The organism is Natrinema salsiterrestre, from assembly GCF_029502005.1.
GTDB lineage: Archaea > Halobacteriota > Halobacteria > Halobacteriales > Natrialbaceae > Natrinema > Natrinema salsiterrestre.
On record NZ_JAMQOT010000005.1, the window covers coordinates 107,385 to 132,288 of the forward strand.

The following is a 24,904-nucleotide window of genomic DNA, read 5'->3' on the forward strand; positions in this document are numbered from 1 at the left end:
TGATTGGGGGGTGCCGGGGATAGTCGCCGGATCCGGTCGAATCAGTCGTCCGCCGCCGCTCGAGACGGGATCAGCGGTCGTCGGGCTCGCCGACCTCCCACGCGAGCTGGGCGAGCGCCGCAAAGTCGGCCGGGGCCATCGCGCCGGCTCGCTTCCGGAGCACGTCCTCTTCGGCCGCGTCCACGACCGCCTCCGGCTGCTCGAGCCCGGAGATGTGAGCCGTGTTCCGTATCGCGTTCCGGATCGTCTTTCGCCGCTGCGTGAACAGCGCCTTGACGAACCGCAGGAAAAAGTCCTCGTCCTCGACCGCGTAGTCGGGCTCCCGCGGAACCGCTCGAATCACCGCGCTCTGGACCGCCGGCGGCGGCGAGAACGCCTCCTTCGGGATCGATTCGACGAGTTCGATATCCGCGTAGTGCTGGCTCGAAACGGACAGTCGCCCGTACTCCGACGTATCGGATTCGGCGACCATCCGCTCGGCGAACTCCTGTTGAAACATCAACACCAGCGGCTTCTCTTCCGGGAAGAGTCGGAACGCGATCTCGCTCGAGACGCCGTAGGGAAGGTTCGAAACCGACGCCGAAAAGTCGGGCAGGTCGACGTCCAGAGCGTCGCCCTCTATCACGGTCAGTTCGCCGGCGTCGATCTCTTCCGCGAACTCCTCGCGCAGGAAGGCGGCGAGATCGCGGTCCCGCTCGACGACGGTGACCTCGTCGCCGATCGCGAGCAGTCGATCCGTCAGCGCGCCCGTTCCGCCGCCGATCTCGAGCAGGTGGCTCGTGTCGGCGTCGATCTCGGTTAGATAGGTCGGTAGCCGGTCCAGAACGCGATCGTCGACGAGGAAGTGCTGATCGCGGTCCGGATCGCCGCGGACGCCCGCGCGGGCGATCAGTCCGTCTGGATCTCTCATTGTCGACGCTTTGGCCGGGGCGGGTGTAAACGCACCGTCTCGGGGTCTCGGTCGGTATCACTCGAGCGGTCCCGATGGAGAGCGACTCACAGCCCGTAGAGATACCGATCGAGTATCGAGTCGAGCACAGACAACACGACGGCGAAGGCGGCCATCAGAACTGCGCCGCCGACCGTCTCCAACACCAGCCACCCGAATGCGAATCCGGCGCTTCCGACGAACCCGCCCACGACGACTCGTCCGTTCATGAGTACAGACCGATTCGGAAACTATCCCGAACTCGGGTGAGAGATCTCGTTACTGGTTCTGTTCCTGCTCGCGCCGGCCCACGAACGTCTGGTACTTCAGATCGTCGTCGCGAAGCTCCTCGAGGATGCGGTCGACGAGTATCTGATCGGGATCGTGCAGCCCGGAGACGCGCTCAGAGAGCTCCTCGAAGCTCTCGAAGGGCTTGCGCTTGCGCTCGTCGAGGATGCTGTTGCGGAGTTTCTTCCCGATGCCCGGCAGCAGGTTCAGCTGGTGGAGTCGCAGCGTGATCGGCTGGGCGTCGTTGTAGAAGTCGACGAAGCGCTCCTCGTCGTCCTCGACCAGATCCTGGACGACGTACTCGAGTTCCGATTGGGCCCCCGACGAGAGGTCCTCGTACTCGACGCGGTGGCACTCGGTGACGATATCCCGTTCGTCCGGCGGTTCGACGACGACCTCGCTCCCGATGGTCAGGCGCTCGTCTTCGTCGAACGCGACCTGGTAGAGCTGGAAGTCATCGATGCCGACAGCGTAGCCTGCCGGGGATTTCGCGTACTGCGGTCGGCCGTCGTCCGACAGCCCGTGTGCGAGGTAGTCCAACACGACCGCGCGCCGAACGTCCGTCTCGTCGCCATCGGCTTCGCTCATTGCGGTATGATACGGTGACGGCGTACTTAAAGAGTCGGCTCGCTCTCAGGCGTACTTGGCGACGACGTTGAGAATCTCGTCGAGTTCGCCCCCCGACAGCGAGTACCGCTGCTTTGCGTACACCGACCGGAGTTCGTCCCGATCGCGTGGCAGGAGGTTAGCGATCTTGTAGGCCGTCGCTTCGTCGACCTTCTCGATGTCCCGCAGGTCGTCGACCAGCGCCTGTGCCTCCTCGGGCTCGAGGAGGGCAAAGCGGTTGGCGTGTTCGATCGCTCGCGCGAGCTCGTAGCGCAGCTCGCGATCCTCGTCCATCGCGCGTTCGGCTTCGATGTCGGCGAGCAGCTCCTTCGTTTCCGAGACCGTCAGGAACTCCTCGTCGACGATCTCTTTGAAGATCGTCATCCTGCGGTTAGATCCGGTTCTTCTCCTGGTTCTGTGCGCGCATGTGGGCCGCGGTCACGAGCAGGGTCTTGTCTTTCCCGCCGTCGTTGATCGCGACCTTGAACGCGTCGCCCTGTTTCCCGACGACTTCGCCGGTGCGACCGTCGAATCGCGGGTGGAAGCGACCGTCCGGGATACTCGGGTCGATCTTCAGGTGGACCTTCTCCCCTTCCTCGTACTCCTGAATCGCGCGCTGTGGCGGCGACGTACCGCGATCTCGAGGACTGTTCGCGAGCTTCTTCCGGGTTCCCTGACGAGGGCCATTAGATTTCGGCATAGTCGTACGACCGCTTTGTCCGGTGACGGTTATAAAACACACGTATTACGCCCACCTTTTTTATCGGAGTCCTCGGCCGGCTGCGCCGGCCTCGAACCCCGATAAAAAATCTGGACCAAAAAAAGGCCGCGCTCGCTCCGCTCGCGCGGTACTACTGCTTGCAGCCGACCCGACTGCACACTAATATCTTCCCCAACAGTGATCTAACCGCGAACCGCCTATCCCAGTATGGACGACGATTCCGACCATCGGATCGAGACCAGATCCATCCACGCCGGCCAGGAACCCGACGCCGACACCGGCGCGCTGATGACGCCGATTCACGCGAACTCTACGTACGAGCAGGACGCCCCGGGGGACCACCGCGGCTACGAGTACTCGCGGACCGGTAACCCGACCCGAAGCGACCTCGAGGCGAACCTCGCGAGCCTCGAGAACGCCGCGTACGGGCGCGCCTTCGCCAGCGGGATGGCCTCGATCAACACCGTGCTCAACCTGCTCGAGGCCGGCGATCACGTCGTCACCGGCAACGACGTCTACGGCGGTACCCACCGCATCTTCACGCAGGTCTACGAGGACTACGACCTCGAGTTCAGCTTCGTCGATATGACCGATCTCGACGAAATTGAGACGGCGTTCCGAGAGGAGACGGCGCTGCTCTGGCTCGAGACGCCGACGAACCCGCTCATGTCGATCGTCGATATTTCGGGAGCGGCCGAGATCGCCCACGCTCACGACGCGCTCTGTGCGATCGACAACACGTTCGCGACGCCGTACCTGCAGCGACCGCTGGACCTCGGCGCGGACATCGTCTCCCACTCGCTGACGAAGTATCTCGGCGGCCACTCCGACGTCGTGGGCGGGGCCTTACTCACGAACGATGAGGATCTGGACGAGCGGCTGGGCTTCTATCAGAACTCCGTCGGCGCGACGCCCGGCCCCTTCGAGTCCTTCCTCGTCCTCCGCGGGACCAAGACGCTGCCCGTCCGGATGGACCGCCACTGCGAGAACGCCCGGCGGATCGCGGGCTGGCTCGACGACCACCCCGACGTCGACCGCGTCTACTACCCCGGGCTCGAGTCCCATCCCGGCCACGAGATCGCCGCCGAGCAGATGGACGACTTCGGCGGCATGCTGAGCTTCGAACTGGACGCGAGCCTCGAGGAGGCCAGCGAGGTCGTCTCGAACACCGAGGTGTTCACGCTCGCGGAGAGCCTCGGCGGGGTCGAGAGCCTGATCGAACAACCCGCGCCGATGACCCACGCCGCGATTCCGCGCGAAGAGCGGCTCGCGGCCGGCCTCTCGGACAGCCTGATCCGCGTCAGCGTCGGGATCGAGCACGTCGACGATCTGATCGCGGACCTCGAGGGCGCGATCGAAGCGGCGCTCTCGTAGCTACTTCTTCCCTTCGCTGGCCATGTGGTAGCGGAGTATGGTTTCGAAGCCCTCGAGGTACGCGCCGATGTCGACGCTCTCGATGTCGGGCTCGAACCGGCTGGCGTTCTCGTACTCGGTTCGCCAGCGATCGAGGAAGTAGTCCTCGACGCCGGAGTCGCTGATCGCATCGACGACCGGGTCGATCGCGTCGTCGGTCGGCTGCTGCCGGATCGACCGGAGCTGCTCCCGTGAGATAATGTCACTTTCGAGCGCGTGGACGACGACGCCGGAGCACCAGTCGCCCTCGTCGAGTTCGCGCTTCCAGGTCGAGAGCCAGTTGCCGATACGGGCCATCCGTTCCGTTCGATCGATGACCTGCCGCAGCGAGGCGAGGTCGCTCGAGTCGAACGACGACGCGTTCGCGAGGTCGATGTCGGCGTAGACGAACATCAGCATGTTGCGGGCGTCGTACCGCCAGAGCGCCCGCTCCGAGACGAGACCGGGATGGCGATTCGCGAGGTACGAGTACTCGATCGCCTGGAGCGCCTGTCGGAGGTCGAACCGGAGCAGGTCCGCGAACTCGTCCGCGCGCGGTCCCGCGTCGTACGCCACTTCGAAGCGGTCCCAGAGATCCATTAGGAACCGAACCACGTCGCCGTCGACGGCGGATCGATCCGGGTCGGGACGGCGACCGTCGAACGGGATCGTCGCGAGTTCGTCGAACGTCGCCCGATCGGCGTGGCGTTCCGCGACGTCGTCCGCGACGACGATGTACATCGTCGCGATCAGCTTCGCGTCACGGACCGTCCGACTCCGGTCGGCGTCGACGCACGACAGCCGAAACGACGGAAACAGGTGATAGAGCCAGCGCCAGAGGAATCGATCCCTGTCGCCGACGGTTTCCTCGTACGTATCGATCAACGGAACGACCGTCTCGGGGAGTCCCTGCTGCCGAACGGCAGCGAGCTGCGCATCGTCGTCCTCGAGCAGTGGCACCTGAACCTCGTTTTGCATCGCGCTCGACTACATAGCCGATGGTAATAAAACGAATGTAATTAAATTGCTTACGCCGGAATAAATGTTTTCCGGGCGACTCGAACGCGCTCCGCGCTCGCGGAGGGGCAAATCTATCGTGCCGGCACCGAATACCTCCTGTATGCAGAACGATGCCGGCGTTCACACGCTCCCGATTACGGTCGAATACGACGACAGAGAGATCACGGTCACCCCGACGGCCGTCGAGACCGATCGCGGACTCGTATTGATCGACGCGGGTCCCCAGGGTGCCGTGGGCGGCCTCGAGACGCATCTCCGATCACTGGGATACGAGCTGACGGACGTCTGGCTGGTGATTTTGACCCACCACGACGCGGACCACGCCGGCGGTCTCGCGGCCCTGCTCGAGAGAGTCGATGCGATCGTCGCAACCCATCGCGACGAATCGGCGTACGTCTCGGGCGAGACGGAACCGATCAAGGGCGACGGTGACCGATATCCGCCGGCCGACGTCGATATCGAACTGGCCGATGGGGTCCGGTTCCCGACGCTCGCGGGACCGATGGAGGTCGTCGCGACGCCCGGCCACTCGCCCGGGCACGTTTCGCTGTACTTCCCGGACGGGTCGTTGCTCGTCGCCGGCGATGCCCTCGTCGCGGACGGAGCGGAGCCGCTCGACGGTCCGAAACCCCACTTCACGCCCGACATGGACCGCGCCGTCGAATCGCTCGGGACGCTGGCCCAACTCGAGATCGAGCACACCGTCTGCTATCACGGCGGGTACGTCGACCGGGGAACCGAACGAATCCGAGAGATACGCGAGCAGTTGGCGGAGTGACTCGAGGCCGCCGGATCACCGTCTCGGCGTTGCGAGGGGGCGAGCGCGCGGTCGCGGTGGGGCGAGTAGAAGCGGAATTCTCATCGGTATCCAATGCCAACGGACGTGTAATGCGAATCGAACTCCGCGTCTGTCAGCACTGTCTCAACGGTGAGCACGGCAACGAGCGTCGGACCGCCCTCCTCAACGACATGGTCGACTGCGCCGAGCAGATCAAGGAGTACAAGGAGGTAATCGACCTCGACGAGGTACACATCCGCAAGGTCAGGGACGACGAGCCGGGGAAGCCCGCAGCCCTGCCGGTCGTCTCGGCGACGATTCAGAACGACCAGGTCGTCCTGAACGATACCCAGCTCGTCGCGGAGGGACAGGACGGGAACATGCTGGTCTACACCAGTCCCGACGACGTGGTGACGGTCCTCGCGGGGAACCTGGACGAAATCAGTAAAGCGGTTACCGAGGACGTGACGGTCGATCTCTCCCCGGTCGGTGCGGAGATCGTCTCGGAGGCCGATCTGGGAGCGAATCGGGATCGAGATCGATAACGCGGTTCCGAACCCCTCGCCGTGCCGCCGAACGGGATTCTCGAGCATTTCGTTTCGTCGAAATGCGCACCTCCGACGCGCCGGGAGCCCGTTCTCGATAGCCACTCTTCGTCCGTATGCAGCCTTCATCGATGACCACGGCAGCGGTTCGTCGCGATGCCGGTCGACTCATCCCACCACTGAGACCAGCGTCGTTCCGAGGACGACGACGGTCGCAGCGGCTGTGACGCGCCACGTGACGCGCTCGAGTCGCCGCGGGAGAAAGAGTACGGAGAGAACGACCACGAGCAGCGGCGTGAGCTGTAACAGCGGCATGACCACGACGACGGGAGCGACGGTGAGCGCCGCGAAATACGCGAGGAAGGCGACGGTAGTCGAGACGCCGCCCGCGACGTACCACGCAGTAGACGCGCTCCGGAGCGGAACGCGACCCAGCGAACCGGCCCAGGCGAGGTAGCCGGTAAAGCAGACCGTTGCGACGGTGGCCATGACCGCGAGTCCGGGCAGAATCGGGGTTCCCTCGGCGAGCCCGGTCGACACGAAAATCGGTTCGATACCGATACAGACGGCGGCGGCCACCGGGAGCGCCAGCATCGTCCCGGTCTCCCGAAGCGACCGGTCGGGACCCGTCGCGGCCGCGGTTTCCCAGGAGACGACCGCGATCCCGGCGACGATCAGCACGATCCCCAGGAAGTGACTGGCAGTCAGCCGTTCCCCCAACAAAACGACGGCGAAGACCGTCGCGAAGAGGACGTTCGAGGCGATCACGGGCGAGGTGATGCTCGCACCGAGCGCGTCGATACTCGTGAACATCAGCAGGCGGGCGACGAACATCCCCGCGATACCGGCCGCTGCGAAGGAGATAGCCGAGAGCGGCGTGAAAAGCGCCGAATACGGCGGTGCGTGCGTGACGAACGCGATCGGAACGACGATGAGGACGTTACAGCACAAGACGACGAGGACCGCGTCGGTGACGTCGCCGTCGTCCGTCCCGAGCCGAACGCAGAGAAACTGCCCCGCGAACCCGACGGCGGCAACGCTCGCCAGACCCACACCGAGCAGCGAGTTCGACGCCTCGAGAACCATACAGCCAGATTCCGCTCGCAAGTCATAACGCCGCTGAAACCGCTTCGAAACCGTCGAGTCCGAAGTTCGATTCGATGCGATCCGATCGGTTATCGTAGCCGCTGACACGAGTTACACACCACTCACAATGTCATCATGCGATTCGGCGCGACCGCGACTCACGGCTGTGGGACGTCGCTATCGGTCGAAGAAAATCAACGGTTTCGAAGATGTACCGTCACAGTGGTTGGGATCGAATCGGTTCGAGTGGCCAGTCGGCGTGATCGAGTCGTATCGTTTCTCCCACCTCTATGATAGTCGGTAGCACACCACACGATATTAAACGTTGGTGTTGAGGCAGATCTGGCCCCGGTTTCGAGATCCGTCCGCTCACTCGGTATCTCAAAACTGTCTCCATCACACTATTCCGGAGTCGTTCTCGCAGCGACGGGGGTCCTCTCCGACCGAGGTGTCCGAAAACCGCGCCGGAGTCACGTCACGATGACGGACCCGCATCTGGGCTTCGCCGAGATCGATATGGCCGTTAGTACATCCCTGAACGTCGATCTGATGTGGACGCGAGGGCGACTCCCGACCTCGATCTTCGCGCGGCGACACGCCAGCCGGTCCCCGATGGGGTCGGAACTCGTCACCGGCGACGAGTCTCGCGAATCGGTGGGGCCGTCTCGAGTGCGGCGGCTTTTCCATCAGCTCGACACGGCCGCCGCTATCGTGGAGCGACGAACGGCTGCAAAACGCGAGAACGGCGGCTTATATCCGACCGACGTTTTCGACGGCGACGCTCTCGACACCGTCGACGTCGGCGAAGCTCTCCTCGACGGTCTCCGTGCCGCCGGATCCGTCCGGAACGATCACGGTCGGGTAGAGCGCGACGAGACCGAACGCGACTTCGTCGCGTTCGACGCCGTTGATCTTCGCGCCCTCGGGGAGGGCGCTCTCGAGGCGCTCCTGGAGCGCGTCGAGATCGATGTCGGGGCTGTCCGGCATGACCTTGATTTTGGCAGCGACTTTTCCCATTGTTATGGTCCGGTGAACCCGCAGTCGGGGCACTCGTAGAGGTTGCTCTGTTTGCGACACTTGGCACAGCGGTAGATCTGCTGGCCGCAGTCGGGACACTTGAACGCAGCGGCGTTCGTGCCCGCGATGTTGAGCCCGCAGGAGACGCACGAGCGCGTCTCTCGGTCGTCGGTCGTACTCATACGTCTCCTTTTCCGCCCGCCGTTTTTAACGGTTGTCTTTCGGCGGCCGTCCGAACGTCGGTCGACGACCGACTGCACACACCACCCGATGGTGTACTGTCGGGTGACCGTTTTCAGCCTCAGAGAAAGCGCTGTCGGATATTTCATACACCGGATCGAACACGGGAGTGGGGTTCGGTCGCCCGCCGGACCTCTGCCTCTGACACGTTTGCGGTCGCCGGGTAGACGAAACCGGCGGCCCGAAACTCAACATTCAACACCGTGCCCTCCCTCTTTCGAGTGAATGCGCCTCGACGACTACATCGAGGACCTCGAGCCCGACGAGGAGGCCGAGCGCCGCCGCCTCGCCAAGGAGAAGTCCTACGCGATCACGGATCATCTGGCGGATTTCGAACGGAAGTTCGACGACGCCCTGAGTGGCGACACGCTCGTCGGCTCGACCGCGCCGTCGATCTTCGTCGGCCGGTCGAACTACCCGGACATCCCAGTGGGACTACTCTCGCCGGTCGGCGACGAGGACGCCGCCGCGGAGTACGTCACCGACGGCGACTGGTACCAGCAGGGGTACGCGATCGACGACGTGCTCCAGCGCCGGACCGGACTCCTGAACTCGAGCAAGCGCGCGAACGTCGACTCGCCGTCCATTGCGAGCCGGATGACCCCCTCGGTCGACGACGTCTGGGACGGCTTCGTCGGCGTCCAGCGCGAGGTCGCCATCGCGGATCGACCGGTCGACCTCGAGATCGGACTGGACGACAAACCCGACCTCGGACTGGACGCGGGCACGGACGTCGCCACGCCCCGCGGTCCGCGCGCCAACGCAAGCAACGCGGAGCTGCGGGAGAACCCCTACGTCCCGCGGCCGGTCAAGAAGACGCTCGAGGACGACGACTGGCAGGCTCAGGGGGCGATGACCTACCTCTACCGGCGCGGGTTCGACGTCTACGAGATCAACTCGATCCTCTCTGCGGGCGCCCTCGGGCAGACCGAGCAGCGGCGGCTGGTTCCGACGCGATGGTCGATCACCGCGGTCGACGACACCGTCGGCAAATTCCTTCGCGGCCGCATCCGGAATGCACCCAGCATCGACGAGGTGCAGGTCTGGGCCAACGAGTACGTCGGGAATCGCTACTGGATCGTCCTCGCGCCCGGTAACTGGGAGTTCGAACTCGTCGAGATGAAGGCTCCGGGCAGCATCTGGAACCCCGACCCCGAAGACAACATCTGGATGGCGAGCGCCTCGGAGGGGTACGAGGGCCGCTCGAGCTACGTCGAGGAGACCGCCGGCGCTTACTACGCCGCCCGGCTGGGCGTCCTCGAGCACCTCGAGTCGATCGGTCGCCAGGCGAAGTGTCTCGTCCTGCGAGAGGTGAGCGACGACTACTGGGCACCGGTCGGCGTCTGGCAGGTCCGTGAAAGCGTTCGCAACGCCTTCGAGGGCGAGTACGGCGAAGCGGAGACCTTCCACGACGCGGTCTCGGGGGTCGCGAGCCGGTTGCCGGTCTCTTACGCACGGCTGCGGCGCAAATCCGAACTCGCGGCCGGGTTGCAGTCGAATCTGAGCGCCTTCTCTACCCCCGACTGAACGACCGGCGTCTCCTCCTGTGGTAGCCACCGCAAGTGGCCGGTAGCGGTCCGAATCCAGCAGCGGGACTGTCGTGACTACGGTCGCGTCGCGAGCCCTGTCGAATGGGGCCCCGACGCCTCGAGTTCGAGCGATTGTGACTGATTTGGATATCTAACTGTCCCGTCGGCAGTAATATGGCCACTGGTACCGCAAGGCATACGTTTGAGTAATAAACCACTCTATTTTTATGCTCCAAACGCATACTGCGGATGATGACATTCGACTTTACACCGACGTCGGTCGACGATCTCGACCCCGAACGGCGGCCGTCGTTCGGTCTCGCACTCGTTCCAGTGCTCGCGGTGATCGTGTTTCTCGGCATCGGCTCGGCCCTGTTCGGGCTGGCACCGCACGTGCCACTCCTCTGGAGTATCGTCTTCGTCGGCGCGTACGGTCGCTACCTCGGCTATCGGTGGAGCGACCTCTCCGAGGGCATCTCGAACGGACTCCTGATGGGGCTCCAGGCCCTGCTGATCCTCTTCACGATCTACGCGCTGATCGCCACCTGGGTCGACGCCGGAACGATCCCGGCGATGATGTACTACGGCCTCGAGCTGTTGACCCCGACGGTGTTCCTGCCCGTCACGGCCGTTCTGGCGGCGGTCGTCGCGTTCTCGATCGGCTCCTCGTGGACGACGGTCGGAACGCTGGGCGTCGCGTTCGTCGGGATCGGCGCGGGGCTCGGCGTCCCGGCACCCATGACCGTCGGTGCGGTCATCTCGGGCGCCTACGCCGGCGACAAGCAGTCGCCCCTATCGGACACGACCAATCTCGCGGCGGGCGTGACGAACACGCCGCTGTACGATCACATCTACCGCATGCGAACGGGCACGGCCGTCGCGTTCGGTCTCGCAGTCGCCGGATTCGCCGCCCTCGGCCTCCGACGGAGCGGCGAGATCCCCGTCGGCCGCGTCGCCGAGATTCAGACCGCGCTCGCGGGCACGTACGACCTCTCCGTGCTCGTCTTCCTGCCGCTCGCGGTCACCTTCGGTCTCGCGCTCTACGGCTACCCCGCGCTCCCGACGCTCGTGGCCGGCGTCTTCGCCGGGGTCTTCACCTCCATTCTGGTCCAGGGCACTGGCTTCGTCGCCGCCTGGGAGGTCTTCATGAACGGGACCGCGCCCGAGACGGGCACGGATCTCGTGAACGATCTCCTCGCGACCGGCGGGCTCACCGGCTCCGCCTGGACGATCACCGTCGTCGTCGCCGCGCTCTCGCTGGGTGGCCTGCTCGAGCACACCGGCGTGCTGGCCGTCCTCGCCGATCGCCTCTCTCGAGGCATCCGTAGTTCCGGCGGCCTGATCGCCGGCACCGGCCTCTCCGCGATCCTCATCAACGCGCTCACCGCCCAGCAGTACATGAGCATCGTCATGCCGGGACTGACGCTCCGAAACCTCTACGAGGAGTTCGGCCTCGACAGCGAGGAGCTCTCACGGGCCGTCGAAGCCGCCGGGACGCCGACCGGCGCACTCATTCCGTGGCACGCCGGCGGCGTCTTCATGGCCTCCGCGACCGATGTTCCGACCCTCGAGTACGCGCCGTTCTACCTGTTCGGGCTGCTGTCGCCGCTCGTCCTGTTCGCGATGGCGCTGACCGGTCGCGGCGTGCCGACGAGTCGGCGCACGGAGCGCGCTCAAACCGCCGACTAAACGCCTCTCGAGCCTCTTCGAACGAAACGCTGCGGCGTGGCTCGTCGGACCCGTTCTTCCGTTCGATATCGGTTTCGGAGAACTGTCTCGAGACGGAGTCACGACCGGTTCGACTAGAGGTTCGCGTACGCCTCGTCGACCATCTCGCCGGTCGCGTCGACGATCTCCTGCCAGTTCTCGTCGTCGGGCGCGATGCCGAGCAAGCGCGCGATCTTCATGATCGAGACGTGGTAGACGACCTGTCGGCCGGGTTCCTCCTCCCAGACGACGACGTTACAGGGGAACAGCGCGCCCATCCGTTCGGTCACGTCCAGTACTCGGTCGGCCATCTCGGGATTACAGGCACCGAGCACGTAGTAGGGATCCCGATCCGCGTCGACCTTCTCGTTGAGCAACTCCGAGGGAGAGAACTCGGCCGGCACGCCGAAGCCGGCCTCGGTGAACACCTCGCGGGCGTGTTCGATGGCTTCCTCGTGGCCCATCTCGAGCACCGCGCGGTGTTCGCCGTAATCCTCCGGTTCGATCTTCGTCGGGTCGATTGGCAGTGTCATACCGGACTCTTGGCCGGCCTGTTCCTTATACTGGTCGCTGAAGATGTGTGGCGGGACTGACTGATCAGACCGTCGGCTACACCGGAATCGGCAGCCACTCCAGGAACCGCACCACGAGTATCGGATCGAACACCGGTTCGTGGAGGACCAGCCAGTCGAGGAGGACGAGGCCGCCGCCGTGGGCGACGACCGAGGGGAGAATGGAGTCGGACTTGTAATCGATAGCGCCGAACAGGATATCGGTCGGCCCCGACAGCACGAACTCGATCGGGGGTTTCGAGGCGTGGTGTAGCATGTAGACGACGGGGCTGATGAACACCGCGCCGAAGCCGATCTCTCTGACGCCGACGCAGAGCAACCCGCGGTAGTAGGTTTCGGCCGCCAGGGCGAGTGCGAAGAGTTTGATCGCGTGCGGGACGAACGCCGCCGGCGCCGCCGAGGTCGACCAGATCGGGTAGAACGCCCGGATCGTCGGCAAGGTCGACCCGACGAGGTAGAAGGGGAGGACGAACAGCGCGAGGAGGACGGTGTTTCGAACGGCGGTTCGATCGACGCGCCAGCCGATGCGGTTCCCGTGTGACAGCCCGAGCGCGAGCGGGGCGCCGATCAGGAGCACGCCGTCGACGACGACCCGCCGGGTCAGGTCGCTGGGGACGAATCGCATCCACAGCACCGTCAGTACGGCACCGAGCAGTAACGCCTTCTGGACCCAGGACAGTTGCAGACGGTCCCGGAGCCAGCGGCCGCTGCCGCGACCCGACTCGGAGGCCACGGTGTTACTCGTCGGCGGTCGGGACGGGGCCGGTCCCGATCACGTCGCGGACGTGGCCCTCGAACTCCTGGTGGCGCTGGAAGTACGTCTCGTCGACGGCCTCGAGCACGCCGGATAGCTCCCGGGGGCCCTCCGGCGTGCGAATGACCGTCTCACCCTCGAGACGGTCGACCTCGCTCTTCTCTTTGGGCCAGGTCAGCCGCGAACTCACGCGGGCGAGGGGGGCGCCCTCGACGGGAGTGTGCTCTCCGAGCGAAACCGCCGGTTCCGCATCCTCGTCCTCGTCGCTCATGGCCGGTCGTTTGCGAGGGCGGTGATTCAAGCTTTCGTTTCCACGGGTCGCGATTGAGCCACACCCTCGCCCTACGATACAGCCGATGAGAGCTTGGAGCCGGGACTGACTCATCGCCGGAATCGACCCGTCCCGAATCACGACCGGGATACACCTCCAACAACCGAGATGTGTCTGACGTATCGTTTTGTGATGGGACGCCGAACGACCGGGTATGACAAGCCTGACCGAAGCCTACGATGGGACCGCACCGGGGGTGACGAGTCGCCGGTTGTACGCGGGAACGGCGCTCGTCTTCCTCGGCGCGCTTCTCGCCGTCGTGGCCGTACTGGTGGCGACGACCGATCTCTTCGGCGGGTACGCAGTCGCCTTCTGGGGAGAGCTAGCCGCTCGATTCGCGACCGTCCGGGCTGCGGGAATTCTGGCCGGGCTCAGCGTTCCGACCGTTCTCATCGGCGTCTTCGTCGTCTTGCCGGCCAGCCGTCGCATCCAGGCCACGGCCGCGATCAGCGCGAGCCTCTGCCTGCTCGGCGTCGTCCTCTTCTGGCACGCCTACCCCGAACACTGGCGTTACGGCGGCGACCAGCTCACGTTCGAGGTCTCCGCGATCTATCTGCTCGGCCTCTTGCCCGCGCTCTGGTGTCTGTTCGTCGCCGTCGCCACGTTCAAGCGGCGCAACGACCCCGGCGGTCACCTCGAGATGAACGTCACCCGTCACAACCGGACCGTCCTCGAAGTCGACGAGTCGACCGACTCGAGTGGACTCGGCGGCATCGGTTTCTTCGGCGGCACGCCGGACGGTGAAGTGGAGACGCAGACTAACGGGGACGACGAAAGCGGGACGGCGCTCTCCTACGACGAGAACGCGGGGAGCCGATCCTCGCAGCGGTCATCTCAGTCGTCGCGGACTGGATCGACCCCCGGTCGGGCCGTCGGCGCTGCGACCAGCGACGGTGGCTCCGCGGCCACGGATATTTCCTCGCCGCTCGATTCGAGCGGTGGAACCGACGCCGAGATCGTCGAATCGCCGACCGAAACGTCCGACGAGCCGGCGGATCGCTACTGCGGCAACTGCGAACACTTCGAGTACGTTCGCTCCTCGGAGGGGATGGTTCCGTACTGCGCTCGCCACGAGACGGCGATGGACGATATGGACGCCTGCGAGGAGTGGACGGCGAACCGGCGATAGGACACAGGCGGTCGTAGACGGGCCTTTTTTGAGAGCGAGACTCGTATACGGTCTCTCGGTGAGGACGGATACGTACTGACGAAGAGACGGCCGATTCGCGGTTCGGCGGGCACGCGTCGTGTACCGAGAACGGAGGCGGCGATCAGACGCCGAGCATCTGGCGACTCATCTCGAAACCCCGCTGAGGGATCTCGAAGACGAACAGTGCGACGATCGCCAGTTCGGCCACGGTGACGATTACCATCATGATATCCGACCGCTTGCTGCTGACCGCGACGCCGATCGGCAGCCCGAATTCCTTCTTCCAGAGCGGGTAAAACAGCGCGATTCCGCGCTTGCTCCCCGCGATGTCGAGCACGTAATGGGTCAGGATACCGATCCAGACGAACTCGAGGTTCCCGAAGAAAATCGGAAACGCGTAGAACCCGGCCAGAATCGGGAGGTTGTGTAACGTCTTTCTGTGTTTACCGAATTCGGTGTCGACGTCGGGAAAGAGCGCACCCAGCGTCACCGGGACGCCGACGACGAGGATCGTTCGAAACGTTTCCAGGCTTCCCGACGGCTCGAGGATATACCCCAGCCCGAGGCTCAACAGGACGGCGTTCAGCACGTGTCCTTTCTTGTTCATCTACTCGCATCTGGGAGTCGGCAGGGGAATAGTTTTCTCTCGAGACTGTCCGCCGTTCCTCTATTCCACCGGAAGCGAAGGGTAAACGAGCTAGGGAGATTCCGTTCCGATTCGTCGATCGACGGTCTCAGCGCGTCTCGACTTCTTCGAGCAGATCCTCGAGCCCCCGCTCGACGGTTTTCGCGCGAACGGCCGCACGATCACCGTCGAAGACGTACCGAGAGACGGTCGCGTACGATTCCTCGCTTCCCCACGGGGCGCCGTAGGAAATTCCGATGTAGACGGTTCCGACCGGGTTCTCCTCGGTCCCGCCGGTCGGCCCGGCGATTCCGGTCGTCGAGAGACCCCAGGTCACGTCCGTGACGTCTCGAACGCCTCGCGCCATTTCGCGGGCCACGGGTTCGGAGACGGCACCGTGCTCGTCGAGCGCTTCGCGACTGACGCCGAGGTGACGGCGCTTGGCGTCGTAGGCGTAGGTCGTCAGCCCCGTATCGAAGTAGTCGCTCGCCCCCGGAACGGCGGTGATCGCAGCGCCGATCAGCCCGCCGGTGCAGGATTCGGCAACTGCCAGCGTCTCGTCCGTTTCCCGAAGCGCGTCGCCGACGGCCATCGGCAGATCGCGATCGATGTCGTCGTTCATAGTCGACGCCACGCGGGGCTCCGTTGTGAAAGCGAGGGGTACAGCAGTGTCCGTCGGTCCGATTCGAGCGCGAGGCGATGGCAATCAACGGACCGCTGCCGCGTTCGACCCCCAAACGGAAAGAAAGACGGGATCTGAATGCCGAGTACCGGCTATGAATTACGAGACGCCGCTGTTCTTCCGCGTGATGAAGTACGCGGACGCGGCTGACCGCGACGTCGTCGACATGGTCAGCGGGAATCCCGACTGGGAGCCCCCGGAGGCGCTTCGAGCGGGGCTGCGCGAGTACGCCGATCTCGCCCCCGATCGGTTCCAGTATCCGCCCAGTGAGGGCCTGCTCGAGCTCCGCGAGGAGATCGCGGCCCGCCGGAGCGTCGACGCGGATCAGATCGTCGTCACGAACGGGGCCGGCGAGGCGAACTACCTCGCGATGGCGCGGGCCCTCGAGCGTGACAGCGGCGAGGAGATCCTGCTCACGGACCCCGTTTATCCGTACTATCCCGGGAAGACGACGATGCTCGGGGGGACCCAATCCTACGTCGCGACGGACGACGAGGGACAACTCGACCCGGAGGACATCCGCGCGGCCGCGAGCGAGGAGACGGCCGCGATCGTGGTGAACACGCCGAACAACCCGACCGGTGCAGTCTACCCCGCCGAGACTATGCGGGAACTCGTCGCCATCGCGGAGTCCTACGACGCGATTCTGGTCAGCGACGAGGTGTACGACCACTACGACCTCTCGGGGCGATTCGCGAGCGCGCTCGAGACCGACTCTACCCACCGGGTCGTCACGAACGCCTTTTCGAAGTCGATGGCGATCACCGGCGTCAGAGTGGGCTATGCGATCTTCCCGCCGGAGCTCGTCGCGGACGCCGAGAGCCGGCACATGCTGGTCAACGTGGCTACCACCCGCCCCGGCCAGTACGCGGTTCTGCAGGCGCTGCGCGAGACGGGACCGGACTACTACGAACGCAACCGAAAACGGCTCCGCGAGCGCGTCGAGACGTTCACCGACGCGCTCGATGCCGCCGGAGCGGCGTACACGCGCCCCGACGGCTCGTTTTACGTGATGGCTCGCTTCGACGGCTATCCCGGCACGCTCGAGAACGTCGAACGGCTCATCGACGAGGCCGGCGTCGCCGGAATGCCGGGCGAGGCCTTCGGGAGTTCGCGAGCGGAGTGGCTTCGGTTCGCGCTCGTGACCCCTCGCGTCGAGGAAGCGGCCGAGCGGCTGGCGACGTTCTTCGACTGACGGCCCGACCGAGTCGATTCGACTCGACTGACAATCCGGCCGAAATACCGATACGTCGGGGGTGCCGATCCACCGCGTGATGGTGCTCGAGTTCGTCGTCGCGGTGTTCGCCCTGACCCAACTGGCCTACTTCGTCGGTAACTGCGCGCTAGTGACGCTGCTCGTGCACCGGTCCGACACCGTGGTCGACGACGCCACCGTAGATCGGGTCATCGCCGAGGCGGCCGAAAGCGATCGTGAGCGGCCGCTAGCACGAGCGGACGGGGGTTCGGACGCCCGCGTCGATCCGTCGCTGACGGGGGCGGAGAAGCCGATGCGCGGGTCTCGATCCGGAGCCACCTCGGACTGCCGGCTCCCCTCGTCGGCGGTCCGCCGGATCTGCGTCCTGATGCCGATCTATCGCGAGCGGCCGGCCGTCATCGAGGAGACGCTGGAGAACCTCGCGTCCCAGCGGTATCCGACCGCTGACGTCTCCGTGTACGTGATTTACGAACCGGACGATCCGACCGTGCCGGCGGTCCGCGAGGCGATCGCGGCCCGCGAGGACGGCCTCAGCGTCGAGTTCGTCGCCGTCGATCGGGAAGCGCTCGCGGCCGACCGCGCGCCCGGCGACTGGACGTTCAGCGGGACTGGCGTCCCGCGGACGAAAGCGGCCGCCCTGACGTACGCCTTCACGACGCTGTCGTTCGCGGCCGACGACGTCGTGACGGTCTTCGACTCCGACACGCAGGTTCCCCGCGACACGTTCGAACTCGCCGTCGCCGGCCTCGCGGAGTACGACATCGTGCAGGCGAAACAGACCGCGCGAAACGTCGCGGACGGCTGGCTCCCGCTGCTCGAGTCGATGGGGATCGCGGCGTGGTCGGACACCGTCTACGCGAACTCGACCGACGGGCCCTACCAGCTGCTGGGAAAGGCCTACTTCGTCCCAGCGGGCGTCCTCTACGATCTCGATCGGTGGCAGCTCGACGCCGTGACAGAGGACATGGCGCTGGGTATCGCCGCCCACGAGCGCGGCTGCACGCTCGGCATCATCGACCGCTACGTGCAGGACTTCTGTCCGGCCGACTTCGAGGCGTGGATCCGGCAGAAACGCCGCTGGGTTCGCGGCCCCTACCGCCACCTGCTGACACCCGGGTGGTCCGGGCTCGAGCGCGGGCGGTTCTGGGCCGGGACCGTCCTGACGCAGCTCCTGTCGGTGACGAACGTCTTCGGACTGCCGGTCGGGCTCGTCGTCCTTGGACTGACCGTCATCGGCTCAGCGGGGACCGTCGTTCCGTCGGCGCTGTTCCCGCTGGTCCTGTTCAACGGCGTCGTCTGGCTGTATTACAGCTGGCGGTCCTACCGCGCCGCCTGGGACGCCGTCCCCTTCGAGAGCCGATGGGACCGACTTCGGTACTCGCTGGTCTCGAACCCGATCACGCAGGCCCTGTACGCGACGCTGTGGACCGTCCCGATATGTCTGGCACTGGCCGATGCCCTCCGCGGCGTCGCGCCGACCTTCGACGTGACGCCGAAACGGTAGCGCCGGGGCGGGTCGGTCCACCGATGGCGAGCAATCGACGAATACTCGTGTCCGGACCGGGAAACGCGGCGTATGAGCGGCATCGACGCCGAGTCAACCGACGAGGACGAGGACGTAGCGAGGGACAGCGACGGCGGCGGACACACCATCGAGGTGACGCCGACCGATTCCGTCGACGACGCGGAGCCGGACGAGCGCGAGACGATCGACGTCGAGCCGTCCGACGAGCCGATCGACGGGCCGGACTACGTCCTCTACGGCGGCAAGGGCGGCGTCGGAAAAACGACGATGGCGGCCGCGACCGCGCTCGACAGCGCCCGCGGCGGCACTCGGACGCTGGTCGTCTCGACCGACCCGGCCCACTCGCTGTCGGACACGCTCGAGACCGACGTTCCGGCCGAACCGGGACGGATCCGCGACGATATCCCGCTCTACGCGGCCGAGATCGATCCCGAAGCCGCGCTCGAGCGCGGGGACACCCCCTTCGGCGGCGCAGGCGCGGGGACGGGAGACGAAACTCCGTTCGCCGGCGGCGGGGAGAGCGGGTCTCCGTTCTCCGACGATGACGGAAGCGGGTCGCCGTTTCCCGGCGGAGAGGGCGGCGGAGCCGGCCCCCTCGGCGGCCTCGGCGAACTGCTCGGCGGCGAGTCGCCGATGGACGCCCTCTTCGGCGGTGCGATGCCCGGAGCCGACGAGGCGGCCGCGATGCAGCTGCTGCTCGAGTACATGGACGACGAGCGCTTCGACCGCGTCGTCGTCGATACGGCACCGACGGGCCACACCCTGCGGCTGCTCCAGTTGCCCGAAATCATGGACACGATGATGGGCCGACTCGTGAAGTTCCGCCAGCGTATCAGCGGAATGGTCGACGGAGTCAAGGGGATGTTCGGCGGCGGGGCCCCCGACGACGGAGCGGAGCTCGAGGATCTCGAGGAACTCCGCGAGCGCATCGAGCGCCTGCGGGCCGCCCTGCGCGATCCGGCGCGGACCGACTTCCGGATCGTGATGGTTCCCGAGGAGATGAGCGTCTTCGAATCGAAACGCTTGCGCCAGCAACTCGAGGAGTTCGAGATTCCCGTCGGAACCGTCGTCGTCAACCGGGTGATGGAGCCGCTGTCGAACGTCACCGACGACGTCGACGGCGAGTTCCTCCAGCCGAACCTCGATGACTGCGAGTTCTGTCAACGACGCTGGGACGTTCAGCAGTCTGCACTCGCCGAAGCACAGGATCTCTTTCGCGGAACAGACGTTCGGCGCGTCCCGCTGTTCGCCGAGGAGGTTCGCGGCGAGGGAATGCTCGAGGTCGTCGCGGCCTGTCTGCGGTAGTCGCGGTCCGTCCCCGCTTCGGTACTCTACGAGCCGGTTTCGCGTTGTTTCTCATTCAGCGTCGGAGGAGACCACAGTCACCGGCCGGTCGCTGTCGAGAATCACGGCCTGTGCGACGCTCCCGAACAGCACCTTGCCGACCGGCGATCGGTTGCGGACGCCGATAACGATCACGTCACTGTCGTACTCCTCGGCCGCCGCGAGGATCGTCGCCGCGGGATCGCCCGTCGCCCGCCGAACCGTCCACTCGACGTCACCCGCCTCGAGCGCGTTTGCTGCCGTTTCGACCGAGTTCGGGAGGGAATCGTCCTCGGTTACTCGTTCCATCTCGGCGGCGTACTCGTCCGCGAACCCGCCGGCCGCCCACTCGGCGTCCGCTTCCGTTTCCGCCTCGCGGACGTGGAGGAGGGCGACCGACACGTCGGTCGCAGCGCCCGGGAGTCCGCGGACGGCCGCCGCCTGCGCCCGCGCTCGCGATTCGTCGTCGTCGATCGGACACAGCGCGCGGTACATACGAGTACGTACGGGAGCGAGACGGATAGTGGTTTCAGCGCCGATTCGGGCAGGTTCCACCGACTCAGATCGACCGCTCGGTCGCCGACCGCGTGGACTCGAGGGTCACCCGGACAGTTCGCCGTCGCCGTTCCACTCGCCGCCGACGCGGTCGACGCCCATCATCGCCTCGCCGGGGTGTTCGGTGAAGACGACCTTCATGTTCTCGTCGGGAACGTCGAAGGTATCCCCGGCGTACGCCATGGTAGCGAGCGCGAACGACCGTTTTCGCTCGAACGAGCGGCCGCGACGGATCTCCGCGTCGAGAAAGAGCAGCGGCCCCTCGACGGCGCGCCCGAGGTGGAGGGCTGCCCCGTCGCGCTCGCGGATCGTGACGGCGACGTGTCCCGCCGTCGTCGACATCTCGGCGGTGTACAGGTCCGTTACTCGCTCGGCGAAGGTCGTCTTCTCCGCGTCCGATAGCGAGAGCGTCGTGTCGAACTGTAACAGCGGCATACCGCGACTCGTCCGGCCATCGGTTTGTGCGTTCCGCCGACCGACGAATCCGATCCGTGTAAGCGACCACTATTTATTGACGTGCTCGTGGGAGGATCGAGCGTATGGTGGGCGAACGCGAGCGGACCGCTCGAGCGGTTTCGCGGCGGCTGTGGCGATATCTGTGGGTCGCTAACGCCCGAACGAAGGCGTATCTCACGCTCGATGCACCGGGCATGATCGCTGATCTCGACGGGCTCACCGCCGAAGAACGACGCCTCGCGCGACGGGTGTTTCCCGACGGCGGGCGCGACGGAGACCGGAGCGGCGGAACGGGACCGAGAAACGAGGGAGATTCCGGTGGCGGTTCGTCTGGTGGTGGGGCCGGGGGAAGCCGCGGCGACGATTCGCCGTTCGACGTCGGCGGGACGTACGGTCTCCGACAGCGGATCGGCTTCGTTCTCGGACCGCTCTTGTTCGGTCTCATCTTCCTGTCCCCGACGCCGGACGGGCTGTCGGCCGCGGGGAAGGCGGTCGCCGCCGTCACCGCGTGGGTCGCCGTCTGGTGGATGTCCGAAGCGATCCCGATCCCCGCGACGTCGCTGCTGCCGATCGTCCTGTTCCCGCTGACCGGTGCACTTCCCGTCGCGGACACGACGCCGTCGTACGGTCACCCGTTGATCTTCCTGTTCATGGGCGGGTTCTTCCTCGCGATGGCGATGCAACGGTGGGGGCTCCACCGGCGGATCGCGCTCCGCACGATCAAGGCCGTCGGCACCGAGCCCTCGAGGCTCATCCTCGGGTTCATGCTCGCGACGGCGTTCCTCTCGATGTGGGTGTCCAACAGCGCGACCGTCATGATGATGACGCCCATCGCGCTGGCGGTCATTTATCAGACCGCGGACCTGATCGACGAGACCGAACTGGCGATCGATACGAGCGAAGGGCATTTCTCCTTCGGGATCGCGCTGATGCTCTGTATCGCCTACGGCGCGTCCGTCGGCGGCGTCGCGACGCTCATCGGCACGCCGCCGAACGTCCTCTTCGCGGGACAGGCGGACGCGCTCTTCGACCAGTCGGTCTCCTTCGCCGAGTGGATGCTCTACGGCGTTCCGATCTCACTGATCGGTCTCGCCGCCGTCTACACGTACGTTACGCGCGCAGTGTCGCCGCAGTTCGACGAACTCCCAGCCGGCGCGGACACTATCGACCGCGAACTCGAGCGACTCGGGCCGATGAAGCGACAGGAGAAACTGGTCGCCGTCGTCTTCGCCGGGATGGCCGCGGCGTGGATCGGCTCGAGCCTGCTCGATCCGCTGCTCGGAGTGACGCCGCCCGACGACGCCGATACGATCGTCGCGATCGGCGGCGCGATGGTCCTGTTTACGTTCCCCACGAGAACCCCGGACGGCGACAGAACCTTCCTCCTCGACTGGACGAACGCCGTCGACATCCCGTGGGGCGTCATCCTCCTGTTCGGCGGCGGCCTCGCGATCGCCACCGGCTTCGGCGACACCGGCCTCGCGGAGTGGATCGGCGAAGGGCTCGGGCTCCTCGAGGGCGTGCCGATGATCGCCATCCTGTTCGCCGTGGTCGTGATGACGATCTTCCTGACGGAGGTCACGTCGAACACGGCGACGACGGCGATGCTCATGCCGATCCTCGCCGGCGTCGCGGTGGGAATCGGCGTCCACCCGTTCGGGCTGATGATCGCGGGCGCGACCGCCGCCTCGTTCGCGTTCATGCTGCCGGTCGCGACGCCGCCGAACGCGATCGTCTTCGGGAGCGGCTACATCACCCTCCCGCAGATGGCCAAAATCGGCGTCGGACTCAATCTCATCGGTATCGTCCTCATTACGCTGGTCGCGATCGGCTGGCTCCCGATCGCCTGGGGAATCGAAGTGGGAACCTTGCCGACCGAGTTCGCGGAGGCGTTCCAGGGGTAACAGTGAGAGGGACGGCGATGGATTCCGTTCTCGAACACCGGTCTCTCTCGAGTACCCGATTCGAACGGGAGACGAGGACCAGCGGTGAGTTCCGAGATCGGTGTGGTCTTGTGGGTCCCGCGAGTAGGGCCGTATATGCCCGTCCCGAAATCCGAGTTCGAGGAGCTCCCGCCGTGTGACTTCTACACGCCGGCGGAGCTCTTCGAGGACGACCAGATGTACACCGTCTACGAGATCGCTCGCATGCTGCAGGGAGTCGAACCCGACGCCGAACTCGACCCCGAGACCGAGGACATCCTGCTCGACTGGGCCATCCCGTGGGTCATGACCAACGCCGACGACCTCGTCGTCGCCGAGCCGCGAGACGAGGACGAACCCGGCTACTACGGCCTGAAAGAATGATCCTCCTCGTGGTCGGTGGCGATCGCGTCGACGCGGGCAAGACCACGTTCTCGGCCGGCTTGCTCGAGCGAACCGGCGCGGTCGGCTACAAACCCCGCGCCGGGAACGACTTCTGGTTCGACCACGACGACTGCCGGCGCGCGCTCGCCGACGGCCGGCTCTACGGCAAGGACGCGGCGCGCCTCTCGGCGGCTGACGGTCGGGACCGGCCGCCCGAGCGACTCAACCCCGTCCACCGACTGTGGCGGCCCGCCCCCGGCGGCGGGACCGGATTGCTCGGACGGGCTGACAGGGAGTTCGTCGTCGATCGGATCGGCCGGACCACCGACGACCCGCTGTTCGTCCGCAACGCGACCGCCGACGTCCCGGACGCGGTCTCCGAGGCGCTCCCGCTCGAGGACGCCGTCGCGGTCGAGACCGTCGACGAGTTCAACGAGCTCGCGGAACGCGAGTACGTCCCCGCCTTCGATCGGGTCGCGACCGAGATCGAGGAGACGGACGTCGCCGTCGTCGAGTCCTACAGCGACATCGCACGCCCTCTCGAGGGACTTCCGCCGTCGTCGGTCGCCGCGGTCGCGGTCGTCGAGCCCGGACGCGCGCGGATCTACCCGGGGGATCGCTACTGCCGGGCCTGCGACATCGCCAGCTCCAGTCCCAGAGACGGGGCCATCGAGAAGCGCGTTCCCGACGTCCTCGACTATCTCGACCCGCTCGAGCGCGTTCCGCTCCCGGCCCTCGAGAGCGATCACCGCGACGATCCCGCCGGAATCGCGACCGCGTACGCCGATGCATACGACGCCTTACTCGACGCGGCCGGACGGGTCTAACCGGTCTCGAGTCCCACCTCGAGCGGGAGACCACGGACGGCGGTCTCGAGTCTCGAACGAGCGATTTCAGGCCTGTCGAGCCATCTGTGCGGACAGTTCGACGTGATCGTACGGATCCGTCGTGACGCTCGGTCCGTGGCCCGTGTGCATCGCCGCGAGGCCGGGGTCGATCCGCTCGAGCACGCGGTCGATGCTCTCGATCAGGGCCTCGCGGTCGCCTTCCTCGAGATCCGTGCGGCCGAAACTCCCGTTCTGGAAGACGAGGTCGCCCGCGAACAGCACGCTCGCGGCCTCGGAATAGAAACAGAGGTGGTCGTTCTTGTGCCCGGGCGTGTGGAGCGCGACGTGCTCGTGATCGCCCAGCCGGACGGTTTCCTCGTCCGCGATGGCGCGGTCGACGCCTTCGATCGAGGTGTCGTACCCCCACGCGTCGACGTCGAAGGCGTCTTTGACGGCCGAGAGGTTGCCGACGTGATCCCGATGCGTGTGGGTCAGGATCACCGCATCGAGGTCGTCGACCTCGGAGCGGACGGCGGCGACGGCATCGAAATTCGCACCCGTATCGACGAGTACGGTTCGGTCGCCGGATACGAGGAAGACGTTGCTGGTGAACGCCTGTACGCCCTGCGCGAGGTTCGTGATCATGAGCCCCGATATGGGGTCGACCGATTTGTGCGTGTCGACACGCGATCACGAATCGAAACCATCCCGGGTCCGCAATCAGA

At 65.8% G+C, this 24,904-nt stretch carries 29 protein-coding genes; 12 read left to right on the forward strand and 17 right to left on the reverse strand.

All coding sequences use genetic code 11. From position 1 onward, the window contains the following. Nucleotides 1-70 precede the first annotated feature (70 nt). From NDI89_RS14780 to NDI89_RS14800, 5 genes are all read right to left on the reverse strand, one after another. Entirely contained in the window at nucleotides 71-910 is an 840-nt protein-coding gene (locus tag NDI89_RS14780) for a 16S ribosomal RNA methyltransferase A (RefSeq protein WP_277522427.1), read from the reverse strand. Between the two features lie 86 nt (nucleotides 911-996). Further along, on the reverse strand, nucleotides 997-1,158 hold the full coding sequence (locus NDI89_RS14785; protein WP_277522428.1) for a hypothetical protein: 162 nt from the start codon (nucleotides 1,156-1,158) through the stop codon (nucleotides 997-999). Nucleotides 1,159-1,207: 49 nt separating this feature from the next. Beyond that, nucleotides 1,208-1,804, reverse strand: coding sequence for a DUF655 domain-containing protein (locus tag NDI89_RS14790; RefSeq protein WP_277522430.1), 597 nt, complete (start codon nucleotides 1,802-1,804; stop codon nucleotides 1,208-1,210). Between the two features lie 45 nt (nucleotides 1,805-1,849). Continuing rightward, nucleotides 1,850-2,206 (reverse strand): RNA polymerase Rpb4 family protein, encoded by a 357-nt coding sequence (locus tag NDI89_RS14795; RefSeq protein ID WP_277522431.1) that lies wholly within the window; start codon nucleotides 2,204-2,206, stop codon nucleotides 1,850-1,852. Between the two features lie 7 nt (nucleotides 2,207-2,213). Further along, a complete protein-coding gene (locus tag NDI89_RS14800; RefSeq protein ID WP_226006872.1) occupies nucleotides 2,214-2,522 on the reverse strand; it encodes a 50S ribosomal protein L21e in 309 nt (102 codons plus the stop codon). A 228-nt stretch (nucleotides 2,523-2,750) separates the two neighbouring features. Here NDI89_RS14800 and NDI89_RS14805 point away from each other — a divergent pair, with 228 nt between their 5' ends. Next, a complete protein-coding gene (locus tag NDI89_RS14805) occupies nucleotides 2,751-3,917 on the forward strand; it encodes a cystathionine gamma-synthase (protein WP_277522435.1) in 1,167 nt (388 codons plus the stop codon). Here NDI89_RS14805 and NDI89_RS14810 read toward each other — a convergent pair whose 3' ends face one another. After that, nucleotides 3,918-4,913, reverse strand: a complete 996-nt coding sequence (locus tag NDI89_RS14810) for a hypothetical protein (RefSeq protein WP_277522437.1) — start codon at nucleotides 4,911-4,913, stop codon at nucleotides 3,918-3,920. It lies immediately after the preceding gene. 142 nt (nucleotides 4,914-5,055) lie between these two features. Between NDI89_RS14810 and NDI89_RS14815 the strand changes: the two genes are divergently transcribed. Both NDI89_RS14815 and NDI89_RS14820 read left to right on the forward strand, forming a co-directional pair. Then, entirely contained in the window at nucleotides 5,056-5,733 is a 678-nt protein-coding gene (locus NDI89_RS14815) for an MBL fold metallo-hydrolase (protein ID WP_277522439.1), read from the forward strand. Nucleotides 5,734-5,843: 110 nt separating this feature from the next. Continuing rightward, a complete protein-coding gene (locus NDI89_RS14820) occupies nucleotides 5,844-6,278 on the forward strand; it encodes a hypothetical protein (RefSeq protein ID WP_226006868.1) in 435 nt (144 codons plus the stop codon). 168 nt (nucleotides 6,279-6,446) lie between these two features. Here NDI89_RS14820 and NDI89_RS14825 read toward each other — a convergent pair whose 3' ends face one another. The 3 genes from NDI89_RS14825 to NDI89_RS14835 form a co-directional block, all read right to left on the reverse strand. After that, nucleotides 6,447-7,364, reverse strand: a complete 918-nt coding sequence (locus NDI89_RS14825) for a DMT family transporter (RefSeq protein ID WP_277522442.1) — start codon at nucleotides 7,362-7,364, stop codon at nucleotides 6,447-6,449. Nucleotides 7,365-8,114: 750 nt separating this feature from the next. Further along, nucleotides 8,115-8,381, reverse strand: coding sequence for an elongation factor 1-beta (locus NDI89_RS14830; protein ID WP_277522443.1), 267 nt, complete (start codon nucleotides 8,379-8,381; stop codon nucleotides 8,115-8,117). A gap of 2 nt (nucleotides 8,382-8,383) precedes the next feature. Continuing rightward, entirely contained in the window at nucleotides 8,384-8,563 is a 180-nt protein-coding gene (locus NDI89_RS14835; RefSeq protein ID WP_006184530.1) for an HVO_2753 family zinc finger protein, read from the reverse strand. Nucleotides 8,564-8,846: 283 nt separating this feature from the next. On the opposite strand from NDI89_RS14835, the gene nreA reads away from it, so the two are divergent. Together nreA and arcD are read left to right on the forward strand one after the other, a co-directional pair. Next, a complete protein-coding gene (gene nreA, locus NDI89_RS14840) occupies nucleotides 8,847-10,148 on the forward strand; it encodes a DNA repair protein NreA (protein WP_277522457.1) in 1,302 nt (433 codons plus the stop codon). A 254-nt stretch (nucleotides 10,149-10,402) separates the two neighbouring features. Next, entirely contained in the window at nucleotides 10,403-11,839 is a 1,437-nt protein-coding gene (arcD, locus tag NDI89_RS14845; protein WP_277522460.1) for an arginine/ornithine antiporter ArcD, read from the forward strand. A gap of 113 nt (nucleotides 11,840-11,952) precedes the next feature. On the opposite strand, the gene NDI89_RS14850 is transcribed toward arcD, so the two are convergent. From NDI89_RS14850 to NDI89_RS14860, 3 genes are all read right to left on the reverse strand, one after another. Continuing rightward, the gene (locus NDI89_RS14850) at nucleotides 11,953-12,390 is read right to left on the reverse strand and encodes a DUF302 domain-containing protein (protein WP_277522462.1); all 438 of its coding nucleotides are present in this window, start codon (nucleotides 12,388-12,390) and stop codon (nucleotides 11,953-11,955) included. Between the two features lie 76 nt (nucleotides 12,391-12,466). Continuing rightward, a complete protein-coding gene (locus NDI89_RS14855; RefSeq protein ID WP_277522464.1) occupies nucleotides 12,467-13,162 on the reverse strand; it encodes a CPBP family glutamic-type intramembrane protease in 696 nt (231 codons plus the stop codon). A 4-nt stretch (nucleotides 13,163-13,166) separates the two neighbouring features. Further along, nucleotides 13,167-13,454 carry a DUF5789 family protein gene (locus tag NDI89_RS14860; RefSeq protein WP_277522465.1) on the reverse strand — a complete coding sequence of 96 codons (288 nt, stop codon included), beginning with the start codon at nucleotides 13,452-13,454 and terminating at the stop codon, nucleotides 13,167-13,169. Between the two features lie 214 nt (nucleotides 13,455-13,668). On the opposite strand from NDI89_RS14860, the gene NDI89_RS14865 reads away from it, so the two are divergent. Next, the gene (locus NDI89_RS14865; protein WP_277522467.1) at nucleotides 13,669-14,643 is read left to right on the forward strand and encodes a cell division protein CdpA domain-containing protein; all 975 of its coding nucleotides are present in this window, start codon (nucleotides 13,669-13,671) and stop codon (nucleotides 14,641-14,643) included. A 142-nt stretch (nucleotides 14,644-14,785) separates the two neighbouring features. Here NDI89_RS14865 and NDI89_RS14870 read toward each other — a convergent pair whose 3' ends face one another. Further along, nucleotides 14,786-15,271 carry a metal-dependent hydrolase gene (locus NDI89_RS14870; protein WP_277522470.1) on the reverse strand — a complete coding sequence of 162 codons (486 nt, stop codon included), beginning with the start codon at nucleotides 15,269-15,271 and terminating at the stop codon, nucleotides 14,786-14,788. Nucleotides 15,272-15,398: 127 nt separating this feature from the next. Next, a complete protein-coding gene (locus NDI89_RS14875; RefSeq protein WP_277522472.1) occupies nucleotides 15,399-15,911 on the reverse strand; it encodes a CinA family protein in 513 nt (170 codons plus the stop codon). Nucleotides 15,912-16,065: 154 nt separating this feature from the next. Between NDI89_RS14875 and NDI89_RS14880 the strand changes: the two genes are divergently transcribed. The 3 genes from NDI89_RS14880 (at nucleotide 16,066) to NDI89_RS14890 (ending at nucleotide 20,017) form a co-directional block, all read left to right on the forward strand. Continuing rightward, nucleotides 16,066-17,166 (forward strand): pyridoxal phosphate-dependent aminotransferase, encoded by a 1,101-nt coding sequence (locus tag NDI89_RS14880; RefSeq protein ID WP_277522474.1) that lies wholly within the window; start codon nucleotides 16,066-16,068, stop codon nucleotides 17,164-17,166. Between the two features lie 79 nt (nucleotides 17,167-17,245). After that, on the forward strand, nucleotides 17,246-18,691 hold the full coding sequence (locus NDI89_RS14885) for a glycosyltransferase family 2 protein (RefSeq protein WP_277522476.1): 1,446 nt from the start codon (nucleotides 17,246-17,248) through the stop codon (nucleotides 18,689-18,691). Between the two features lie 72 nt (nucleotides 18,692-18,763). Next, a complete protein-coding gene (locus NDI89_RS14890; protein WP_277522477.1) occupies nucleotides 18,764-20,017 on the forward strand; it encodes an ArsA family ATPase in 1,254 nt (417 codons plus the stop codon). Between the two features lie 51 nt (nucleotides 20,018-20,068). Here NDI89_RS14890 and NDI89_RS14895 read toward each other — a convergent pair whose 3' ends face one another. After that, nucleotides 20,069-20,530: a universal stress protein gene (locus NDI89_RS14895; RefSeq protein ID WP_277522479.1), complete on the reverse strand. Its 462-nt coding sequence runs from the start codon at nucleotides 20,528-20,530 to the stop codon at nucleotides 20,069-20,071. Nucleotides 20,531-20,635: 105 nt separating this feature from the next. Beyond that, complete coding sequence (locus tag NDI89_RS14900; RefSeq protein WP_277522481.1) at nucleotides 20,636-21,025, reverse strand: tautomerase family protein; 390 nt, start codon at nucleotides 21,023-21,025, stop codon at nucleotides 20,636-20,638. 104 nt (nucleotides 21,026-21,129) lie between these two features. Between NDI89_RS14900 and NDI89_RS14905 the strand changes: the two genes are divergently transcribed. The 3 genes from NDI89_RS14905 (at nucleotide 21,130) to NDI89_RS14915 (ending at nucleotide 24,179) form a co-directional block, all read left to right on the forward strand. Next, nucleotides 21,130-22,950 carry an SLC13 family permease gene (locus tag NDI89_RS14905; RefSeq protein ID WP_277522483.1) on the forward strand — a complete coding sequence of 607 codons (1,821 nt, stop codon included), beginning with the start codon at nucleotides 21,130-21,132 and terminating at the stop codon, nucleotides 22,948-22,950. A gap of 135 nt (nucleotides 22,951-23,085) precedes the next feature. Beyond that, nucleotides 23,086-23,352, forward strand: coding sequence for a DUF5827 family protein (locus NDI89_RS14910; RefSeq protein WP_006432521.1), 267 nt, complete (start codon nucleotides 23,086-23,088; stop codon nucleotides 23,350-23,352). Then, nucleotides 23,349-24,179 carry an ATPase gene (locus NDI89_RS14915; RefSeq protein ID WP_277522490.1) on the forward strand — a complete coding sequence of 277 codons (831 nt, stop codon included), beginning with the start codon at nucleotides 23,349-23,351 and terminating at the stop codon, nucleotides 24,177-24,179. Before NDI89_RS14910 ends, NDI89_RS14915 begins: the two co-directional genes overlap by 4 nt. A 66-nt stretch (nucleotides 24,180-24,245) precedes the next feature. On the opposite strand, the gene NDI89_RS14920 is transcribed toward NDI89_RS14915, so the two are convergent. Next, entirely contained in the window at nucleotides 24,246-24,824 is a 579-nt protein-coding gene (locus tag NDI89_RS14920; protein ID WP_277522492.1) for an MBL fold metallo-hydrolase, read from the reverse strand. Nucleotides 24,825-24,904: the final 80 nt, after the last annotated feature.

What these genes read in the sequence shown, in the direction of transcription:
- NDI89_RS14795 (WP_277522431.1), bottom strand. Translation starts at nt 2,206, where the DNA reads ATGACGATCTTCAAAGAGATCGTCGACGAGGAGTTCCTGACGGTCTCG.
- NDI89_RS14915 (WP_277522490.1), top strand. Translation starts at nt 23,349, where the DNA reads ATGATCCTCCTCGTGGTCGGTGGCGATCGCGTCGACGCGGGCAAGACC.
- NDI89_RS14815 (WP_277522439.1), top strand. Translation starts at nt 5,056, where the DNA reads ATGCAGAACGATGCCGGCGTTCACACGCTCCCGATTACGGTCGAATAC.
- NDI89_RS14805 (WP_277522435.1), top strand. Translation starts at nt 2,751, where the DNA reads ATGGACGACGATTCCGACCATCGGATCGAGACCAGATCCATCCACGCC.
- NDI89_RS14850 (WP_277522462.1), bottom strand. Translation starts at nt 12,390, where the DNA reads ATGACACTGCCAATCGACCCGACGAAGATCGAACCGGAGGATTACGGC.
- NDI89_RS14875 (WP_277522472.1), bottom strand. Translation starts at nt 15,911, where the DNA reads ATGAACGACGACATCGATCGCGATCTGCCGATGGCCGTCGGCGACGCG.
- NDI89_RS14880 (WP_277522474.1), top strand. Translation starts at nt 16,066, where the DNA reads ATGAATTACGAGACGCCGCTGTTCTTCCGCGTGATGAAGTACGCGGAC.
- NDI89_RS14825 (WP_277522442.1), bottom strand. Translation starts at nt 7,364, where the DNA reads ATGGTTCTCGAGGCGTCGAACTCGCTGCTCGGTGTGGGTCTGGCGAGC.
- NDI89_RS14895 (WP_277522479.1), bottom strand. Translation starts at nt 20,530, where the DNA reads ATGTACCGCGCGCTGTGTCCGATCGACGACGACGAATCGCGAGCGCGG.
- NDI89_RS14860 (WP_277522465.1), bottom strand. Translation starts at nt 13,454, where the DNA reads ATGAGCGACGAGGACGAGGATGCGGAACCGGCGGTTTCGCTCGGAGAG.
- NDI89_RS14920 (WP_277522492.1), bottom strand. Translation starts at nt 24,824, where the DNA reads ATGATCACGAACCTCGCGCAGGGCGTACAGGCGTTCACCAGCAACGTC.
- NDI89_RS14785 (WP_277522428.1), bottom strand. Translation starts at nt 1,158, where the DNA reads ATGAACGGACGAGTCGTCGTGGGCGGGTTCGTCGGAAGCGCCGGATTC.
- NDI89_RS14830 (WP_277522443.1), bottom strand. Translation starts at nt 8,381, where the DNA reads ATGGGAAAAGTCGCTGCCAAAATCAAGGTCATGCCGGACAGCCCCGAC.
- NDI89_RS14905 (WP_277522483.1), top strand. Translation starts at nt 21,130, where the DNA reads ATGGTGGGCGAACGCGAGCGGACCGCTCGAGCGGTTTCGCGGCGGCTG.
- NDI89_RS14835 (WP_006184530.1), bottom strand. Translation starts at nt 8,563, where the DNA reads ATGAGTACGACCGACGACCGAGAGACGCGCTCGTGCGTCTCCTGCGGG.
- NDI89_RS14900 (WP_277522481.1), bottom strand. Translation starts at nt 21,025, where the DNA reads ATGCCGCTGTTACAGTTCGACACGACGCTCTCGCTATCGGACGCGGAG.
- NDI89_RS14870 (WP_277522470.1), bottom strand. Translation starts at nt 15,271, where the DNA reads ATGAACAAGAAAGGACACGTGCTGAACGCCGTCCTGTTGAGCCTCGGG.
- NDI89_RS14820 (WP_226006868.1), top strand. Translation starts at nt 5,844, where the DNA reads ATGCGAATCGAACTCCGCGTCTGTCAGCACTGTCTCAACGGTGAGCAC.
- NDI89_RS14780 (WP_277522427.1), bottom strand. Translation starts at nt 910, where the DNA reads ATGAGAGATCCAGACGGACTGATCGCCCGCGCGGGCGTCCGCGGCGAT.
- NDI89_RS14890 (WP_277522477.1), top strand. Translation starts at nt 18,764, where the DNA reads ATGAGCGGCATCGACGCCGAGTCAACCGACGAGGACGAGGACGTAGCG.
- nreA (WP_277522457.1), top strand. Translation starts at nt 8,847, where the DNA reads ATGCGCCTCGACGACTACATCGAGGACCTCGAGCCCGACGAGGAGGCC.
- arcD (WP_277522460.1), top strand. Translation starts at nt 10,403, where the DNA reads ATGACATTCGACTTTACACCGACGTCGGTCGACGATCTCGACCCCGAA.
- NDI89_RS14790 (WP_277522430.1), bottom strand. Translation starts at nt 1,804, where the DNA reads ATGAGCGAAGCCGATGGCGACGAGACGGACGTTCGGCGCGCGGTCGTG.
- NDI89_RS14810 (WP_277522437.1), bottom strand. Translation starts at nt 4,913, where the DNA reads ATGCAAAACGAGGTTCAGGTGCCACTGCTCGAGGACGACGATGCGCAG.
- NDI89_RS14865 (WP_277522467.1), top strand. Translation starts at nt 13,669, where the DNA reads ATGACAAGCCTGACCGAAGCCTACGATGGGACCGCACCGGGGGTGACG.
- NDI89_RS14885 (WP_277522476.1), top strand. Translation starts at nt 17,246, where the DNA reads ATGGTGCTCGAGTTCGTCGTCGCGGTGTTCGCCCTGACCCAACTGGCC.
- NDI89_RS14800 (WP_226006872.1), bottom strand. Translation starts at nt 2,522, where the DNA reads ATGCCGAAATCTAATGGCCCTCGTCAGGGAACCCGGAAGAAGCTCGCG.
- NDI89_RS14910 (WP_006432521.1), top strand. Translation starts at nt 23,086, where the DNA reads ATGCCCGTCCCGAAATCCGAGTTCGAGGAGCTCCCGCCGTGTGACTTC.